General features: G+C 41.2%; 19 protein-coding genes and 1 riboswitch. Of the genes, 14 read left to right on the top strand and 5 right to left on the bottom strand.

Annotated elements, in window-relative coordinates:
• Nucleotides 1–9 precede the first annotated feature (9 nt).
• Nucleotides 10–942: a 1,4-dihydroxy-2-naphthoate polyprenyltransferase gene (locus MOJ78_RS15920; RefSeq protein ID WP_304978312.1), complete on the bottom strand. Its 933-nt coding sequence runs from the start codon at nucleotides 940–942 to the stop codon at nucleotides 10–12.
• Between the two features lie 290 nt (nucleotides 943–1,232).
• Between MOJ78_RS15920 and MOJ78_RS15915 the strand changes: the two genes are divergently transcribed.
• The 6 genes from MOJ78_RS15915 to menC all read left to right on the top strand — a co-directional run bounded on the left by MOJ78_RS15915 (nucleotide 1,233) and on the right by menC (nucleotide 8,909).
• Entirely contained in the window at nucleotides 1,233–2,642 is a 1,410-nt protein-coding gene (locus MOJ78_RS15915; RefSeq protein WP_304978311.1) for an isochorismate synthase, read from the top strand.
• Complete coding sequence (gene menD, locus MOJ78_RS15910) at nucleotides 2,639–4,390, top strand: 2-succinyl-5-enolpyruvyl-6-hydroxy-3-cyclohexene-1-carboxylic-acid synthase (RefSeq protein WP_304978310.1); 1,752 nt, start codon at nucleotides 2,639–2,641, stop codon at nucleotides 4,388–4,390. The genes MOJ78_RS15915 and menD overlap by 4 nt, the downstream gene beginning before the upstream one ends.
• On the top strand, nucleotides 4,387–5,208 hold the full coding sequence (gene menH / locus MOJ78_RS15905; RefSeq protein WP_304978309.1) for a 2-succinyl-6-hydroxy-2,4-cyclohexadiene-1-carboxylate synthase: 822 nt from the start codon (nucleotides 4,387–4,389) through the stop codon (nucleotides 5,206–5,208). Before menD ends, menH begins: the two co-directional genes overlap by 4 nt.
• Nucleotide 5,209: 1 nt before the next feature.
• Complete coding sequence (menB, locus tag MOJ78_RS15900) at nucleotides 5,210–6,031, top strand: 1,4-dihydroxy-2-naphthoyl-CoA synthase (RefSeq protein ID WP_304978308.1); 822 nt, start codon at nucleotides 5,210–5,212, stop codon at nucleotides 6,029–6,031.
• A gap of 300 nt (nucleotides 6,032–6,331) precedes the next feature.
• Entirely contained in the window at nucleotides 6,332–7,810 is a 1,479-nt protein-coding gene (locus MOJ78_RS15895; protein WP_304978307.1) for an o-succinylbenzoate--CoA ligase, read from the top strand.
• Nucleotides 7,797–8,909: an o-succinylbenzoate synthase gene (menC, locus tag MOJ78_RS15890; RefSeq protein WP_370529728.1), complete on the top strand. Its 1,113-nt coding sequence runs from the start codon at nucleotides 7,797–7,799 to the stop codon at nucleotides 8,907–8,909. Before MOJ78_RS15895 ends, menC begins: the two co-directional genes overlap by 14 nt.
• Nucleotides 8,910–8,961: 52 nt before the next feature.
• Here the strand turns inward: menC and MOJ78_RS15885 are convergent, their stop codons facing one another.
• Complete coding sequence (locus MOJ78_RS15885) at nucleotides 8,962–9,579, bottom strand: superoxide dismutase family protein (RefSeq protein ID WP_304978306.1); 618 nt, start codon at nucleotides 9,577–9,579, stop codon at nucleotides 8,962–8,964.
• A 229-nt stretch (nucleotides 9,580–9,808) separates the two neighbouring features.
• Between MOJ78_RS15885 and MOJ78_RS15880 the strand changes: the two genes are divergently transcribed.
• The 3 genes from MOJ78_RS15880 to MOJ78_RS15870 all read left to right on the top strand — a co-directional run bounded on the left by MOJ78_RS15880 (nucleotide 9,809) and on the right by MOJ78_RS15870 (nucleotide 13,472).
• Entirely contained in the window at nucleotides 9,809–12,397 is a 2,589-nt protein-coding gene (locus MOJ78_RS15880) for an EAL domain-containing protein (RefSeq protein WP_304978305.1), read from the top strand.
• Nucleotides 12,398–12,479: 82 nt separating this feature from the next.
• Nucleotides 12,480–12,644 carry a hypothetical protein gene (locus MOJ78_RS15875; protein WP_304978304.1) on the top strand — a complete coding sequence of 55 codons (165 nt, stop codon included), beginning with the start codon at nucleotides 12,480–12,482 and terminating at the stop codon, nucleotides 12,642–12,644.
• A gap of 57 nt (nucleotides 12,645–12,701) precedes the next feature.
• Nucleotides 12,702–13,472 carry a GDSL-type esterase/lipase family protein gene (locus MOJ78_RS15870; RefSeq protein WP_304978303.1) on the top strand — a complete coding sequence of 257 codons (771 nt, stop codon included), beginning with the start codon at nucleotides 12,702–12,704 and terminating at the stop codon, nucleotides 13,470–13,472.
• A 159-nt stretch (nucleotides 13,473–13,631) separates the two neighbouring features.
• On the opposite strand, the gene MOJ78_RS15865 is transcribed toward MOJ78_RS15870, so the two are convergent.
• Nucleotides 13,632–13,829: a hypothetical protein gene (locus tag MOJ78_RS15865; RefSeq protein WP_304978302.1), complete on the bottom strand. Its 198-nt coding sequence runs from the start codon at nucleotides 13,827–13,829 to the stop codon at nucleotides 13,632–13,634.
• Between the two features lie 184 nt (nucleotides 13,830–14,013).
• Between MOJ78_RS15865 and MOJ78_RS15860 the strand changes: the two genes are divergently transcribed.
• The gene (locus tag MOJ78_RS15860) at nucleotides 14,014–14,688 is read left to right on the top strand and encodes a hypothetical protein (RefSeq protein WP_304978301.1); all 675 of its coding nucleotides are present in this window, start codon (nucleotides 14,014–14,016) and stop codon (nucleotides 14,686–14,688) included.
• 157 nt (nucleotides 14,689–14,845) lie between these two features.
• Here the strand turns inward: MOJ78_RS15860 and MOJ78_RS15855 are convergent, their stop codons facing one another.
• Nucleotides 14,846–15,451: a DNA-3-methyladenine glycosylase gene (locus tag MOJ78_RS15855; RefSeq protein ID WP_304978300.1), complete on the bottom strand. Its 606-nt coding sequence runs from the start codon at nucleotides 15,449–15,451 to the stop codon at nucleotides 14,846–14,848.
• Between the two features lie 115 nt (nucleotides 15,452–15,566).
• Nucleotides 15,567–15,655: riboswitch (cyclic di-GMP riboswitch) on the top strand.
• A gap of 54 nt (nucleotides 15,656–15,709) precedes the next feature.
• Here MOJ78_RS15855 and MOJ78_RS15850 point away from each other — a divergent pair.
• Together MOJ78_RS15850 and abbA are read left to right on the top strand one after the other, a co-directional pair.
• Nucleotides 15,710–15,895 (top strand): hypothetical protein, encoded by a 186-nt coding sequence (locus MOJ78_RS15850; RefSeq protein ID WP_304978299.1) that lies wholly within the window; start codon nucleotides 15,710–15,712, stop codon nucleotides 15,893–15,895.
• A 323-nt stretch (nucleotides 15,896–16,218) separates the two neighbouring features.
• The gene (gene abbA / locus MOJ78_RS15845) at nucleotides 16,219–16,416 is read left to right on the top strand and encodes an antirepressor AbbA (protein ID WP_370529727.1); all 198 of its coding nucleotides are present in this window, start codon (nucleotides 16,219–16,221) and stop codon (nucleotides 16,414–16,416) included.
• Nucleotides 16,417–16,597: 181 nt separating this feature from the next.
• Here abbA and MOJ78_RS15840 read toward each other — a convergent pair whose 3' ends face one another.
• Nucleotides 16,598–16,810 (bottom strand): hypothetical protein, encoded by a 213-nt coding sequence (locus MOJ78_RS15840; RefSeq protein WP_304978298.1) that lies wholly within the window; start codon nucleotides 16,808–16,810, stop codon nucleotides 16,598–16,600.
• 425 nt (nucleotides 16,811–17,235) lie between these two features.
• On the opposite strand from MOJ78_RS15840, the gene MOJ78_RS15835 reads away from it, so the two are divergent.
• Nucleotides 17,236–17,505 (top strand): holin, encoded by a 270-nt coding sequence (locus MOJ78_RS15835; RefSeq protein ID WP_370529726.1) that lies wholly within the window; start codon nucleotides 17,236–17,238, stop codon nucleotides 17,503–17,505.
• 111 nt (nucleotides 17,506–17,616) lie between these two features.
• The gene (locus tag MOJ78_RS15830) at nucleotides 17,617–18,102 is read left to right on the top strand and encodes a hypothetical protein (RefSeq protein WP_304978297.1); all 486 of its coding nucleotides are present in this window, start codon (nucleotides 17,617–17,619) and stop codon (nucleotides 18,100–18,102) included.
• Nucleotides 18,103–18,231: the final 129 nt, after the last annotated feature.

Below are 18,231 nucleotides of genomic sequence, written 5' to 3'. Positions count from 1 at the left end.
GTTAAAAACTCAAAAGTTGATCAGATAATTGATGATCAGTCCGACGGAAAGTGAGAAGCCGAAAACCGTATGCATTTGAGCAGTTGCTCCCATGGCAGGCATCAACTGTGCTGGTTTCCGCTCCCCATTAAACAGTTTAATAGCCTTGATTGCCTTTGGAGTACTTAGTAGCACGAGTAGTAGCGAAAAAGGGCCGATTCCTATAATTACTAATGACAAAATCCATGCATAAGAAAATGCGAACATTCCGCCTAGAAATTGTACAGCCCTTTTATGGCCTAACAAAATAGCAAGTGTTTTCCGGCCTTTTTCGCGATCACCGTCTAAATCACGGATATTATTGGCCATCAGGATTGCCCCGATCAGTACTGAAATAGGAATGGAGATCAGTATGCTGTTCGTCGTTATAAAGCCGGTTTGAATATAAAACGAGATCAAAATGATGACAAATCCCATGAAGAAACCAGATGCAAGCTCCCCAAGTGGTGTGTATGCAATCGGATATGGTCCACCTGTGTAAAAATAGCCGGCAGCCATACAAAGCGAACCGATCACCGCGATCCACCATGTGGTCGAAGCACTGATATAAGCTCCTAATAATATTGCAGCCGTAAAAAACAGGATAGCAACATTCATCACGGTTTTCGGGGTGATTCCATCCCGTACGATTCCCCCGCCGATCCCGACTGATTCGGATGTATCAAGACCTCTTTTGTAATCATAATACTCATTGAACATATTCGTCGCTGCTTGAATGAGCATCGATGCAAGTAACATTGCGCCTAAGAGGGACCAACTGATCGAAGTAAAGTACATCGCAAGTGCAGTCCCGACAAATACGGGTACGAATGAAGCCGTTAACGTATGGGGGCGTAGCTGCCTATACCACACCTTCCACCGTGATTCTGTTCGATTGGTCGTTTCAGTAATTTGTTGCTGCATATTCGTTCACCTTTATTTTCAGAAGAATGTAGCTAAAAGTCTATCATTCTTGCTTTTATTGTTGGAGATCAAGCTTTCTTAGTCCCTTCTAAGTTTATTCAAATGGCTAATAGGTGTCAATATCTCTAACTGGAAATACATGTGAACACCGATTGATGGAAAATCAAGCCTTTTTCCTTTATAATGGTATCGGATAATAAAGATAAAGAGCCATATAAAAGGAAGTTCTTGAACACGCACTTATATCGATGTATATTTTGTACGTCGGATAGATGTTGGAGGGGCAGACTGTGACAGCGGTAAAACAACATGAATTAATAGATCTCTTGGAACGTGCTAGTGAAAAAGCACGTGAACTTGATATTGAAATCCTAGTAAGTCACCGGATACATGTAGATCTACAGGACCCAGTCCTCGTTTATAAAAATGGCCAGCTTAAATACGAAGGGAAACGATCGTATTGGTCTGATTCGAACAACCGGATTCAGATGGTCGGTCTAGGTGAAGCAGTAAGACTAGATGTTCATGGTTCGGAACGATTCGAAAAAATCAATTCATGCTGGCAGTCAATTCTTGAAAATCGAATTGAAAATGAGCGGATCAATTATATACCAGGTACCGGCCCTTTGTTGATGGGAGGCTTTTCGTTCGATCCTATAAAAGAGAAAACACCTTTATGGGTAAACTTTCCTGATGCAAGCTTTGTCTTACCAAGTTACTTATATACAGTAACAGATCAAAAGGCTTTTCTCACACAAAATATACTTGTTGACGCTGATGCTGATCTTAATGAGTTGTTCAATCGAAGCATGGAAGAACAGGCTGAAATACTCACCTCTATCCCAGAAGTGTTTTCGACACCTTCTTCTCTTTCTTATCGTTTAACGGATATCGAACCAGAGGAATGGAAGAATACGATACAAAACACGACAGACTTGATTAAACAAGGTGAGGTCGACAAGGTTGTTCTAGCTAGAGAAGTGTTCGTGAACTCTTCAGGACCTATTTCAGTTTATGATACGTTAGTCCATTTAAGAGAACACCAAAAACATAGTTTTGTTTTTGCAATAGAAAGGGCCGGGCAATGCTTTGTCGGTGCATCCCCTGAACGCCTTGTTCAAAAGCAGGATGGTGAAATCCTCTCAACATGCCTTGCTGGCTCGATCCGGCGCGGCGAAACTCCGAGAGAAGATGATCAATTAGGGGACGAATTACTTTCAGATATGAAAAATAGAGAAGAACATGCATTTGTTGTCCGTATGATACTAGAAGCGTTTGAACAAGTCTCGACTTCTGTTCAAGTCCCTTCTGAGCCGACTTTGTATAAGGGGCGTGACATTCAACACCTGTACACTCCGGTTGTCGTAAAGGAAGCTAAGGATATTCCACTATTGGAAATCGTAAATAAATTGCACCCGACTCCGGCATTAGGTGGGTTCCCTCAAAAGAAATCCGTTGAAGTCATTCGGGATGAGGAGCGTCTTGATCGTGGTTGGTATTCAGCACCGGTTGGTTGGATTGATTATCTTGACCAGGGTGAGTTCGCTGTTGGGATCCGTTCTGCACTCCTATCAGATAAACATGCTTCATTATTTGCAGGCTGTGGGATTGTTGCTGATTCTGATCCGGAGAGCGAATATGAGGAAACACTGATTAAACTAAGACCGATGCTACATGCATTAGGAGGCACACAGAAATGACACTGGATGCATTAACAGCATATGTAGGGGCTTTTGTAGACGAGATCAGTAACACTGTAAAAGACGTTGTCATCAGTCCCGGGTCTCGGTCAACACCATTGGCGCTTTTGTTCGCACAACACCCTGATGTTCGTGTCTGGTTAAACGTTGATGAACGTTCAGCAGCATTCTTTGCTCTTGGGATTGCAAAAGCGAAACAACAACCGGTAGCACTTGTTTGTACATCTGGAACTGCTGCTGCGAACTACTATCCAGCGGTGATTGAAGCGTACGAATCACGGGTTCCGCTTTTAGTATTAACAGCAGACCGTCCACATGAGCTTCGAGACGTAAGTGCACCACAAGCGATCGATCAGCTTCATCTTTATGGGAAGTATGTGAAGTGGTTTCACGAAATGGCGATACCGGATAACAGCGATGACGTGCTTCATTACGTCCGATCAACGGCAGCACGTTCAAGTGCGACGACTCTCTCAGGAAAAAAAGGTCCTGTCCATTTGAATTTTCCACTTCGAGAGCCTCTCGTACCGGACTATCAAAACGATGAGGCTTTTTGTGCTGGAAAAAGCAAGGATACCCCTTTCGTGCAGCTGGCAACAGGACGCAGAGATCTTGAGGACAATGAATACAGCAGGTTTGGTGAACAGTTGTCCGATGCAAACAGAGGATTAATTGTTTGTGGACCTGGAGACTATAAGCATGCAAGTCAATCGATTAGTGACCTTGCGGAGGCGCTGCATTTTCCAATCCTAGCAGACCCGCTTTCCCCAATGAGATATGGAACGCATTCGAAGGATCATGTGATTGAAAATTATGATGCCCTTTTAAAAAGTGAGATCATCCAAAAGTGGAATCCTGAGCTGATTATTCGATTCGGTGCGATGCCAGTGTCCAAGCCGTATCTTCAATTTATTAAGAAACACGAGGAATGTGCACATTTGATCATCGATGAAGGTGATGGTTGGAGAGAGCCCACACATCTCGGTGGTTCATTGATCTATGTAGACCCGGATCGATTTGCACGAAGATTGTTGGATAGCATTCGTAGTGATAAACGCGATGCTAATTGGTTTGAAGATTGGAAGAATGCGAATACGATCGTTCTGGAAGTAAAGCATCAATATACCGAGGCCACAGAAAATCGGTTCGAAGGGAAGATTTTCTCTCAGCTTGAAAAAACCCTTCCTGAACACACGAATCTTTTTGTCGGAAACAGTATGCCGATTCGCGATCTGGACTCCTTTTTCGGAAAAACTCGGTGCAATATTCGTACATTCGCAAATCGTGGTGCGAACGGGATCGACGGGGTTGTCTCTTCTGCTCTCGGGATTGCAGCTACTGGAGAAAGAACGGTACTTGTCATCGGAGACCTTTCCTTTTACCATGACATGAATGGGCTGCTTGCCGCAAAGCTTCACGATCTCGACCTGACGATTATTCTTGTTAATAATAGCGGTGGTGGAATCTTCTCCTTTTTACCACAGTCCAAGCATTCGGATCATTTCGAGCACCTGTTTGGAACTCCGATAGGGATTCCTTTTGAGAAGGCAGCCTCAATGTATGATGGCGAGTATGTGCTGGCGGAAAACTGGAACGAATTTGATAAAGCGTGTGAACGAAGCCTTAGCGAGAAGGGTCTCCATGTAATCGAGCTCCAAACAGACCGAAAGCAAAATGTTGAGCTGCACCGAAGCTATTGGGAAAACGTCCACCATGCTTTATTGGAATGGCAGGAAAAACGTAAATGAAACTTTTGATTAATAATGTACGGATTCATGTTGAAATCCATGGCGATGACGGACCAGTCCTCGTTTTATTGCACGGTTTTACCGGATCGATACGAGAATGGGATCCATTTATTCAAAGTTGGAAAAAGGACTTTCGTGTGATTGCCATTGACTTGATCGGCCATGGGAAAAGTGAGCATCCAATGGACTTCAAACGATATTCGATGGAGGATGCCGTTCGGGATATTGATGAAATCCTAAACTACTTTAACGTTGAAAGCGCGTTCTTTTTAGGGTATTCTCTAGGAGGAAGGGTCGCATTATCGTTGGCGATGACCTATCCGAATCGGGTTAAGAAGTTGATTCTCGAAAGCGCCTCACCTGGACTTGAATCAGAGGAAGCCCGTTCTAAACGAAGGCAACAGGATCACCAATTGGCCGATCGTATTAAAGTGGAAGGGATTGAGTCCTTTGTTACTTATTGGGAGTCGATTCCACTCTTCGCTCCACAACAACGTTTACCGGAGGCAAAGAGAGATCAGCTCCGGGCAAGAAGGTTGGAAAATTCCACGGTCGGCCTTGCGAACAGCCTCCGTGGAATGGGAACCGGCGAACAACCTTCCTGGTGGGGAAGGTTAACTGAGCTGACTGTTCCGACATTATTAGTTGTAGGGGAGCTTGATCAAAAGTTTTGTGTGATTGCGGAACAAATGTCGGAAAGGCTCCCGAACAGTCGAATGGTCGTTGTGGAAAATGCTGGTCACACCGTACATCTGGAACAAATCAAAAAGTTTGATAAAATAGTTATTGAAGAATTACATAATAGGAAGGATGTTTAAATTGGCAACAGTTGAATGGATAGCTGAACGAAAGTATGAAGATATTCTATATGATACGTACAACGGGATTGCAAAGATTACGATTAATCGTCCTGAAGTACACAACTCATTCCGTCCAAAAACAGTTCATGAATTAATCGATGCGTTTGCTTACGCGCGTGATGATTCAGATATCGGTGTAATCGTATTAGCTGGTGCAGGAGATGCTGCATTTTGTGCAGGTGGTGACCAACGAGTTCGTGGACATGGTGGTTATGTAGGTGAAGACCAAATCCCTCGTTTGAACGTGTTGGACCTTCAACGTCTAATCCGTGTTACTCCAAAGCCTGTCGTAGCGATGGTTTCAGGATATGCTATTGGTGGAGGACATGTCCTGCATATCGTTTGTGATCTGACGATTGCTGCAGATAACGCAGTATTTGGACAAACAGGTCCTAAAGTAGGAAGCTTTGACGCTGGATATGGTGCAGGCTACCTTGCACGTATCGTTGGACATAAAAAAGCGCGTGAGATCTGGTACCTTTGCCGTCAATACGGTGCACAGGAAGCACTTGATATGGGCTTAGTCAATACCGTAGTGCCACTTGAAAAACTTGAAGAAGAAACGATTCAATGGTGTGAGGAAATGCTTGAGAAGTCACCTACTGCACTTCGTTTATTAAAAGCATCCTTCAATGCAGACACAGATGGATTAGCGGGCCTTCAACAAATGGGCGGAGATGCAACCCTTCTTTACTACACAACAGATGAAGCGAAGGAAGGGCGAGACGCTTTCAAAGAAAAGCGTAAGCCGGACTTCAAGCAGTTCCCTCGTTTCCCGTAAAAAGAAAAACAGTATCAGTGAAAAGGGTGACAAGTGTGTCGCCCTTTTTTATACGTTTTGAATACTGGCTGTAAATAGCGGATCGATCGGGACCTTTTTACCATGCGTGGTCGATATATTGCATTCCGTGGTCGATATAATTCGATTTGTGGTCGATATATCGCATTCCGTGGTTGATATATTTCATTCAGTGATCGATTTATCGGTTTTGTATATGAATTGAGAGTTAAATAAGGAAGAATTCACTTCAATTCCAGTGAATTCTTTACCGCATTATCGATTTTTGGAGGAAAATTTACGATGTCGAGTCAAGAAATGAGAAATTGGTTAGGGCAACGAGCCTATATTACGCCAACTCGCACCGCTCTCGTCTATGAAGGTAAGGAATGGTCGTATGAGGAACTGGATCAAGCTTCAAGACATTTGGCCAACCAGCTATCAGGAATAGGTGTGGAACATGGGCAACATGTTGCGTTTTTAATGGGGAATTGCCCAGAAACTGTCATTCTGATCCATGCGATCCATTACCTGAATGCGGTGATGGTTCCCTTAAACGTGCGCCTATCTCCATATGAATTAACCTATCAGCTTGATGATTCAGACACGGATTGGCTGATTGTAGACCTACAACATTCAAAGCTAGCTGATGAGTTACAGTTTGATCAGACATTTTTTATCGATGATGTGAAGAACGCCAAACAAAGGGATGCTCGAACCGAGGAAACGATTCACCTTGATTCCTTGCACTCGATCATTTACACGTCAGGAACGACTGGAAAAGCGAAGGGTGTTATGCTGACGTATGGCAATCACTGGTGGAGTGCAACAGGATCTGCACTTAATCTCGGGATACATGAAGGTGACAGATGGCTATGCTGTGTTCCACTTTTTCATGTGAGTGGATTATCGATTGTCATGCGAAGTGTGATGTATGGAACGGCAATTGTTTTGCATCAATCGTTTGATCCTTTTACATTCAATCAATCCATTCATCAGGATCGGATTACGATCGCTTCGGTTGTGACAGTCATGCTTTCAAATGCACTTGACCGGGAAAACGGTGCTCCGTACCCGGCATCGTTCAGGTGTATGCTTTTAGGTGGAGGACCAGCGCCGCTCCCACTTTTAGATGCGTGTAAAGCAATGAATGTGCCCGTCTTTCAAACGTACGGTTTGTCGGAGTCTGCCTCGCAAATTGTTACACTGGCACCAGAAGATAGTTTGCGAAAGCTAGGTTCGGCGGGCAAACCTTTACTTCCCTCGCAACTTAAAATTGTTTCTGAAACAGATCAGAGTGAGGGGGAAATTTTTATCAAAGGGCCAAACGTTACCAAGGGCTATTACAAAAAAGAGACCGTTAATAAGGAAACGTTTCATGACGGCTGGCTGGCTACTGGTGATGTCGGTTACCTTGATGAAGAAGGCTTCCTTTATGTCCTTGACCGAAGAAAGGACTTATTCATATCCGGCGGTGAAAATGTTTATCCTGCTGAAATCGAAGCGTGCTTAATCGGACATGAAGCTGTAGCTGAAGCCGGTGTTTCTGGGGTTGATAGTGAGAAATGGGGGAAGGTTCCAGCTGCTTTCATCGTTTTGAAAAAGGGAGCACATGTAACGACGGATCAACTTATCGCTCATTGCGAGGAGCATTTAGCCAAGTATAAAGCCCCTCAAAGAATTCAGATTGTTGACTCGTTGCCGCGAAATGCATCCAATAAATTAGTAAGACGAGACCTCCAATCCCTATTGAAGGGTGAAAATGTACATGATGAACGTTAAAAAAATTACCATTCATACGATCGAGCTTCAGTTAAAAAATCCATTTGTAACGGCTCTCGGCAAAGTCGAAAACAGACCCTTTTTGATTAGTGAGGTTGAATTTGAATGTGGGATCATCGGTTGGGGTGAGTGCTCTGCCTTTCGTTTACCTTGGTATACAGAGGAGACAACGGAAACCTGCCGCTATGCCCTTTCAACATTTCTTATACCCGCAATGTTAAATCAGCGGAATTTTCAACATCCAGATGAGTTATCGAAGCTGACCTCTCAATTCCGTGGGCACCATATGGCTAAATCGTGTTTGGAAACCGCCCTCTGGGATGGGTACGCCAAGAGTCAAAATAAGCCATTATATGAAGTACTCGGTGGAACGAGGGATCAAATTGAGGTAGGGATTGCTATTGGACTGCAAACGGATAAACCTACGCTTTTAAAAAAAGTGGAAGGTGCTGTTGAACAAGGGTATAAACGGATAAAAATAAAGATACAGCCGGGAACAGATATCGATGTCATTGAATCAATCCGTGAAACATATCCTGATATCCCTTTAATGGTAGATGCTAACTCAGGATATACATTGAATGACACTGATCGGTTGAAGCGATTCGATCCGTTCAATCTTATGATGATCGAGCAGCCGCTCAGGTATCTGGATTTTGTAGATCATGCGAAATTACAACAACAGATGTCCACACCAATTTGTCTCGATGAAAGTATTTGTTCACTCGATGATGTCCGGACTGCAATCGAACTCGGAAGCGCACAAGTCATTACGATTAAAATGAGTCGTGTTGGAGGACTTTCCGAAGCGAAAAGGATTCATGATCTCTGTTTGAAGAATGGCTTGCGTGTTTGGGCAGGAGGGATGCTGGAAACCGGAATCGGACGTGCTCACAACATTGCCCTTGCTACCTTGGATGGTTTTACGATTCCAGGAGATATATCAGCCTCTGCGAATTATTGGAGGGAAGATATCATCGAGCCGGAAATTATTGTCGACCGTGGCTCAATCCATTGTTCTGAGCAGGCAGGTATTGGTTATGACATATCAAGACAAATCCTTGAACAGCATCGTACTGAACTACAAATCTATACGTGAAAAGAAAAACTGAGTGGAAATGGTTCTCCACTCAGTTTTTTTAGTCATCCATTTAATGTGCTGCAGGCTGGATCGCTCCACAAGCAACACGTTTACCTGCTTTACCATCAGGATCAGTTTTGTAATCGTCTGGCTTTTCATGGATCACTATCGCACTGCCGTCCTTATCAAAAAGTGAATTTGGTTTACCTTTTTGTAAGGTCACATTTTTAGTAACAGCGGTGGCTTTAACCATGCCATCTTTGTTTACATCGATGTTTGGTAAATCACCTGCATGGAATCCTTTCGGGTTTTCAAATCCATGTTCCTTCTTACCCGGGTTAAAATGCTCCCCAGCAGACTCGAAATCCGGTGCTATACACTTTGCTACTTTATGAATGTGGAATCCATGGGGTCCAGGTGAAAGGGTAGAAGCCATAATATGAATTTTAACCCCTTCCTTCGATTCTGTAAGATGGGCAGTGCCAACCTTTTCTTTCTTAGCATTATAGAGCTCTGCCATAGCAGTAGCCGGAGCTTTTTGATCTAAGTTCTTCCCTTTGATGTTTGTAACGTTTACCGGCTTAACATCTGTACCTTCTGCTTTTGCTGTATCTTGGCTCCCACAAGCAGTGATCATTCCCAATACAATTACAACTACGGAAAACATAGATAGCTTCTTTTTTGTCATAGTAATTTCTCCTTCTTTACTTGATCAATTTCCTCTTCTATCTTTTACGGAATAAAAGAAAAATATGTAAAAATGAGTAAATATCACTAAACCGCTAAGTTTTGGTCAAAACAAATAGGAAAAATTATTTCCTTAACTTTCAATATTTTCCTAACTTGTATACAATATAGGTAGAATAATGAAAAATATGTCGAAAACAAAAGAATTTTATTTAGGGGAACGTGGGCGTATGTTTAATCGAATTCCAGCAGATCATCTGCAAAAGATTTTTAACAGTTTTTTGGATATGGTTTTTCTAATGGAAGTAGAAGAAGGGCCAAAATTCCGATATATCACAGCAAATGAAACGGCATTAAAGTATTCAGGGATGTCACAGGCTTCTTTCGGAAAACTGATGGAAGAGGTCTTACCTGAAGGGGTGTTCAGCAAGCTTCAAAGGGCATATGAAATTGCTTATCAAACGAAGGTTCCCTATCATTACGAGGTAGAAACCCACACGAACAACGTAAAAATGATCGGAGAAACCATTTTAACCCCCATTTTTAATGAAGAAGGGGAGTGCAGTCATATCCTCGCAGCAGTTCGTGATGTGACGAACAAAAATCACGAAATTCAGCAGCAAAAAGAGATGGAAGCCCAGCTTAAAGGGCAGAAGCGGATCTTTGAACTGATTGCTACCGACACAATGCTCGAAGAAATTCTTGAAGTTACTGTAAAGACACTTGAAGGTCATATTAACGACGTATTATGTACGGTTCATCTCTATTCAAAGGAAAAAAATGTCTTGCAGCTTGCAACCGCACCTACCATAAACGAGGAGTACGCAATGCAGCTTTCTGAAATGGTACTTGGCGAAAACGTGAGCGGATGTGGAAAGGCGGCCATCTTAAAGGAGCCTGTCGTTATTGAGGATATTGAAAATGATCCACTATGTGCACACCTGCATCATTTCTTTTCAGAGCACAAAATAAATGCATATTGGGTAATGCCGATTCTCTCAAGTAAAGAAGAGCTGCTTGGAATTGTTACGGTTTATAGCTTGAAGCAGCGCATTCCATCATCAGGTGACGAACGTTTGATCAAAATGTACACTGACCTCGCTGTACTTGCTATTGAACAAAGACAAACAAAGCAAGCCCTCAAAGATAGTGAAGCTCGCTTTCGGATTATTAATGAAAACATGCTTGATTTGATTGTAACGCTGGATCCTAAAGGAAAAGTAAACTATGTTTCACCTTCCTACCGTAAAATATTCGGAAAGACTGCGAATCTAGGGAACTCCTTTTTGGTACATATTCATGAAGATGATAGGCAAAACGTCATGAACAGCTTTCAAACGATGATTGTAACGAAAACAAAGCAGGATGTAGAATGCAGATACCAGCATGAATCGGGGGTATACATCGTTATCGAAGCAAGAGCTGTACCGGTTCTATCGGATTCGAATCAGGTCAAACAAGTCGTGGTAGTTGCTCGGGATATTACAGAACGGAAGAAAACGGAGGAAACGATTAAAGAAATGGCTTATCACGATTCATTAACAGGTTTGCCGAACCGGAGGAAATTTCAGGAGGACCTTGACCGAATGATTGAAAAATGTCGTCACAGCAATGAGGTGATTGGGGTTCTTTTTCTTGATATGGATCGTTTCAAGGTTATAAATGATTCATTAGGTCATGCATTCGGTGATCGTGTTTTGCAAGTGATTGCTTCAAGATTACGTGATGTACTGCAAGATACGGGAATGGTCTACCGAATGAGTGGAGATGAATTTACTGTACTCATGCCGTGTATTCACAATACGAGTACCGTCGTGTATTTAGCTCAGGAAATATTGCAAATCTTTGAGGAGCCATTACTGATTGACGAACATGAATTTCGGATTTCTACCAGTATCGGTATTGCACTTTACCCCGATGATGGGGAAGATGCTGAAACGCTTCTAGTCTATTCAGACATGGCGATGTATCGAGCAAAAGAAAAGGGTAGAAATTCGTTTCAGTTTTACAAGCCGTCGATCAATGTGAATCAATATGATCGGTTAGTGCTTGAAAATGAACTACATAAGGCTATCGAAAACGATGAATTCATACTTCATTATCAGCCTCGATTAGATGTCAACACAAAAGAGATTATCGCTGTGGAAGCGTTAGTACGGTGGAACCACCCAAAGTGGGGAACCCTGTCTCCAGGAGAGTTTATCCCGCTTGCTGAAGAGACAGGTTTAATCGTTCAAATTGACAATTGGGTGCTTGAGTGTGCATGTAAACAAAACAAAGAGTGGCAGGAAAAAGGGTTTAGACCGATACGGATTGCGGTTAATTTTTCAGCTAGGCAATTCCTTCAAAGACAACTAGCAGCATCTATATGTAATGTATTGACCGATACAGGGATGGATGGTAAGTGGCTCGAGATTGAAATAACGGAGAGCACTCTGATGAAATATGAGGATAGTATTATTCAAAGCCTTGATCAGCTGCATCAAATGGGTGTTCGGATTGCGATCGACGATTTTGGAACAGGCTATTCATCATTAAGCTATTTGAAAAAGTTTCAGGTACACTCATTAAAAATCGATCAATCGTTTGTAAAAGGAATCGCAAATGGATCTGACGAGGCAGCGATATCGAGTGCAGTCATCATGTTAGGTCATAGCATGAAAATGCGTGTAGTGGCAGAAGGGGTCGAATCAGCCGAGCAATTTGCCTTTTTGAAGCAACAAAGATGCAATGAGGTCCAAGGATTCCATTTTTACCGACCGATGGATGAACTTAAAATCGAGGAAGTTTTATCAAATCACCCTGTCGTTCATTCCTGAATCCAGCATATCATCTGTTCTACAATACTTTTTCTCCCCATAAAATGTTCTAATCAGTTTTGTGGAAGGAGGGGGAGAAAGGATGACATCTGCGGTACTCTCTTGTTTTGCATTTATATTAGGGACAGTCGGGGTATGTGCATTAGTGAAACGGTTCATTTCTGTTGACACAATCGACCACGATGTCTATCATTTATGGGAAGAGTATGGTTATACGAAGAATGATTATCTGAATAATGATTATTAAAGGTTGTTCAAAAACCTTCATTTTAAACACATACTAAGAGGTTCGTAAGGGTCAGAATTGAGGAAACAAGCTGTGCTGCAAAAAACAATACGACTTTGCGTATGGATAGGCTGTCTGATTGGCATCATCATCGCGATTCAATACATTGATAATAAGTTGTCCACGACTGCTGCTCAAGATCCAAATGCAGTACAAGTAGTTGCAATCGGGGATTCTCTGACCTATGGGAGCGGAGACCCGAAAAGCGTAGGCTACATCGGGCGTGTTAAAGAGCATTTAAGTCTTGCTTGGAATAAAGAGGTCTCGGTACAGCGGTATGCCGTTCGTGGATATCGGACAGACCAAATCATGGTCCACATTCAAAACGCGAAAGCTCAACAATCGATTCGTACGGCAGATTATGTGTTTTTATTTGTCGGAACAAACGATTTTATTCAGGCAGCAAGACGGGATTTCCAAACGATCAATCCATTAGAGATGGAACGAAAGAGAAAGCAATTTGAAAATAATCTATATCAGTTGATTGGCCAAATCCGAAGGGATAACCGTCATTCACCCTTAATATTACTTGGAATGTACGATCCATATGGAAGTCTGTTGAATCATGATCAGATCAGCGGGATACTTAAAAAATGGAACAACACAACGTTCACGATGACGAAGGAGTATCCTAACACGATTTTCATTCCTACGAACAAGGTATATCTTCATAAAAACAAAGAAGAGTACTTCAGTGATTACATTCATCCAAATCCAAAGGGATATGAACTATTGTCGAACCGGGTCATCGATGGAATGAGGGAACAAGGGCTTTTGCTTGAAAACTGATTGAGTAATGTAAAAATGAGGGTGGCGTCAATCCGGCTGCTCTCTTTTTCGTTTGGACAGATTGTCATTATGAAATGGTTGAATTATAAACTTGAAACCCACCTCATTAAACGAAAAACCGAGTGAGGCACATGCACCCTCACTCAGTGGTCCTTTTTCCTATTTAATTGGCATTTCGGAGTTCAACTTACCGTTCATGTCGATCATAAAACCGATCTCACGTCCGAGTAGCTGCGAGAGCTCTTTCGACTTCTTTTCACTCTCTGATCTAATCTGTTCTATAGTGAGTTCTCCTTTTAGCTTTGAAGAACCTACAATAATCATTAATTCCCCTTTTTCAAAAAACACGATTCTCATTATTTCATACCTCCAAAGTGGATTAAGTTTATCTACTGTACCCATACATAGTTTTCGCCTGTTTGGGATGAGGATAGGGGGGTATCAGCCTTGAGAAAATTTTCGTCATTTTGTAAAAGTTTGTCATCAATTGACTTGAAAAATGATATGATGGAGTTAACTGGGATAACAGGAGGCTACAATCGTGGATACATTTGCAGATCTCATACTACTTGTGATTTCATTATTCCTGACAAAAATCGAGACATTGATAATGATGACTTGGGCATTTCTTGATTTTCTACTAGAAAACTTCTGGATTCAATTTGCTCTTGTCACTTTACTTCTTTACAGTACGTTAAGAATTGCAGAAATTGTCTATCGTTGGTATATGTATCACAACTATATGCATCGTAAGATTGAAAACAGCCTTGCAAGTTTCATAGATTTCGAATTGTTTTTCCGAGAGTTGAGCGATAAAAAACGCTCGAATGGGATCGGACCAGATTTGAAATTTACGAAAAATCGACTTCATCAGTACAATACAACAGAATTAGGACTGCTCACCTCATTTGTACGTACGCTTTATAGAGGCTATCGGGATTTACGCCCAGGGGTTTGGGTTGTAGCGTTCCTATTCGGGATTGCCGCATCCTATATTTTAAATATTATCGATTTTGATCGAATTGCACTAAGTCTTGAGCTCGTATTGAAAACGGGTACGATTATTGCTTTCTGGTATTTAATAATACTGTTCCGTTATACGAACCGAAAAAAGAAGGTAGCTCAATTGATTGGACTAATGTCAGTGAGTTCCAAGGAAAAACAGGATCTTTCTGAAGAGGACTTAGAAATAAAGGAATTCAATCCATCACATTGATTTTGGGAAAAAGGAAGGTTGTCATTCGAATTCCTCGTCGAAGAGAGATTAGATGGCGACCTTTTTAACAGGTATTGATCCGATCCGTCTTAGCGTTGATCTATTCCTTTAAATTCCAATCTATCCACTAAAACCTCCAGTGGTAAAATCCCGTACCTTACTTTGACACGAAAGCGTTGTCCGTTATCCAAAAGCGCCAGGGCAGATGGATGTGTTCTCCTGCATAATCGATGTTGATTCTCGGACCTATTGAAATTTCGGATTCATATACATCTGTTCCCTCGGTGACCATGACTGGAGAATTGGTTAATGACCATCCATATTGCTTCATCGTTATTCCCAGTGCTTTACAGAGTTTTCCAGGCCCGTTCGTAAGTGTTTTTAAATGCGAATTTTTAAATGTATGTACGTTCGGAAATCGATTTTGCAGCATCGTTTCAACACCTATCGTTGGTTCGATCGCCCGAATCAGAATCGCCTCCGGTTTTCCCTCTGGTCCCGATACAATATTAAAACAGTTGTGCATTCCGTAAATAAGAAACATATAAATAAATCCAGGAGGTCCAAACATGATTTCCGTCCGTGTTGTTCTTCGTCCTCCGAAGGAATGTGCGGCTTTATCCTCAGGACCTTTGTATGCCTCTACCTCTACGATTCGTCCTCCGACTTGCCCATTTTCACTTTCATAGATCACTTCTTTTCCGAGTAATTCCTTTGCGAGTTGCAAGGTTGGTTGTTCATAAAAGGACTTTGAAAGTTTCATTCGATTCACCTCTTTTGAAATAAAACATAGTAAATACTAACTAAGGGATGACAAATTTCGTCATAAATAGTATAATATACATAAGATTCTGAAAAAAGGGGATATCTTATAAATCGTAGGATAAAGGCAAACCCATTGAAAAATGGCGTCGCAAAGCTAAAGGGGCTTCATTGCGGACAAGCAATATGCCAGCCAGCTGCCATCACGATTTCGCTTTTCTTCGGTTTATGAGATGTTTGATGAGGGAGTTGGAATGGAATGACTTCTTATCAAGTCTTATTGCCGATGGCTATGTTTTTAATTGGGTATACGAGTATTCTGGTGTTCATCAAAACGGTTGTAAAAGGCATTTCTGAACGCTGGTTCAACATGCTGTTCAATGCTGGAATATTTTGCGGCGCCGTTCTATGGGTTTATCTAGTTTCATTACATAACGGTGTCTAAAAAGGTGATGAGATTATTAATAAGCAGTTGTTGTGAATGCACGACTTGTTTATATGGGTGACTGATTGATTATGGTCATCCTTTTTTCGTACGATGAAATCTTGTCGTTTTTTGTTTTATTGGGATAATATATCACCTATAGAAATAATAGGAATTTAAATATTTTGAAAAAATTCAATATACTAAAAACGGTCTAAAGCCTTACGTGACAAGTGTTTCATCTATTTCCAATATTTAGATTGGGTGATTATTCGTTAAAAACCCTTTCTACATCAACCTTATATGTTTATAATGTTAGTAAGGAACTTTTAAGGGGGATGGATATGAGTACTTCAACGATGTTGAGATTGTCTGATGAAGAAAAGGCATTACTATTAGATGTGGTGATCCAACAAAAATACGCTTCTGAATTGGTAAGCTGCGAGCTGACTGATATTGAAACAGGGCAAAAGAATAGTGAAGAAAAGAGAATTCGTAAATTAAACGATTTGTTTGTGAGACTACATAAAGCTGGTTGTTAAACTAGTATTACTCTTTTAATAAGGACTGACTGGGGGGTCAGTCCTTTGCACGTTAAGAAAGTATAAATACTTTCTATAGTATAAGGGCAACTACGACTCTGCTTTCGCCTTAAGGCTCGGCAATCGCCGAGTTTTCTTTATGCGTTCAGAATGTATTTAGCCCATCAGCTTTCAGCTATACTTATGAGTCAAGTAACCCTTTTCTCCTTGCTTCCATTCGCCATTCAGCTTCTTTAATCCAACGTTTCGATGCACTTTTCCGATTCCTCAAATACGTCCAATAGTTGGAGTATATAGGTGGTCTGCATTCAGTCGGAACTTTTCTTGCATAATCCCACCAATTCATTTTGTTATTTTCTAATTGAATAAGATAAAGGTCGTATTCTTTTGTCATTTTTCCACTCCTATAGTTCTTAAATTTACACTTCTTATAGTTGTTCAAAATCGAACCATATGATAAAAGAATTTTGAACAAATGCTTCTACATTCATTGTTTCATTGAACTAGGAGAAGTATTCATCTAAATCCTAATTTTTACAGCATCAATACATTACTTCAATAAAATTAGTTCAAAGACTTCATTCATCCTTTTAAGAGATTGAATCTTCCTCTTCAAAGGATTATGAAATCGCATAGGTTTGCCAATCGTTCTAGGAATGGTTTTTTCAAAATATAATAACCATATGCTTAATTCATACGATTAGACCATTTTGAAGATAAAAAGAGGGCAGCGGTGTAATCGCGTGGAATATTAATCAAAAATCCACTTGCTGCTGATTTGTCCACTTTTTGAACACACTTGAATGGGGGGAATGTCCAATGATAGAACAGGTTTTATTGTTTGCCTCCGTAATGGCCCCGATAGTAACGGGCTTAACTGAAGTGGTAAAACGAACGGTTCATATTTCAAAGCGTTACGTTTCCTTAGTTAGTTTATTAATCGGAATCGCAGTTGGTTTGTTGGCATACCCATTAACAGACTTAGATTGGGTGTTAAGAATTTGGGCTGGTGGAATAGCTGGATTAGCAGCAACAGGCTTGTATGAGTTCGGAAAATATAGAATTGTACCGAAAAGAAGGAAGCGTTGAAGGGGGCTGAAGCTGAGTCAGCCTCTTTTTTCTTATTTGTTCAAAAGTTGAGTTCCAATAGTTGTCTTAGTCATATAATGTAATGGGGGAGTACAAGCTGGAGGTTTTAACATGGAGTGGACCTATTTTTTAGTGTCCATGGTAGTCAGTGTTTTCTCTACCTTAGGTGCTGTTTATTTTAGACAAAAATTAAGGATGAAAGAAGATTTAATTCAAAGGCAGCAAACAGCGAAGGAACTTGCAAAAACCACTTTGATGCAGGAATTACAGGATAATCTGAAATTATATTTACGTAAAGTACCTCAAAATGGTGGCAGTTTACAGGATTTTTTAGAACATGGGAATGTAGAGATCCAGGGTACAGAAAAAGTGTTTGGAAAAGTGTATAATTTTCGTCTGGATGAATGGGATGAAGTAAAGTATGAAATTGCAAAGTTGGATCCTAAACTAGCTGATCAACTGTTCCGGGTTTATCAACAGGTTGAAATCTTATATACTCACAGTCTTGTCGATTCACCTATTTTCAGAATAGACAGGCTAGGATTTCGTGATTTTACAGAAAACTGCGAAAACATAATAAAAGAATTAATGACCTGAACGAGGTTGACCCAACAAGAGTGTCGGTACTTTCTTACATTCAACAGCTTAATGTTGGTAGGAGTCCGAACACTGATGGAGTCAACCTTTTTATTCATACACAATTAGATCAACATGCCATGATTCGTC

The sequence above is a fragment of the Alkalihalobacillus sp. AL-G genome (assembly GCF_030643805.1).
Classification (GTDB): domain Bacteria; phylum Bacillota; class Bacilli; order Bacillales; family Fictibacillaceae; genus Pseudalkalibacillus.
The sequence above is the reverse complement of the archived record's forward strand: the minus strand, read 5'-3'. Positions and strand labels throughout refer to the sequence as shown.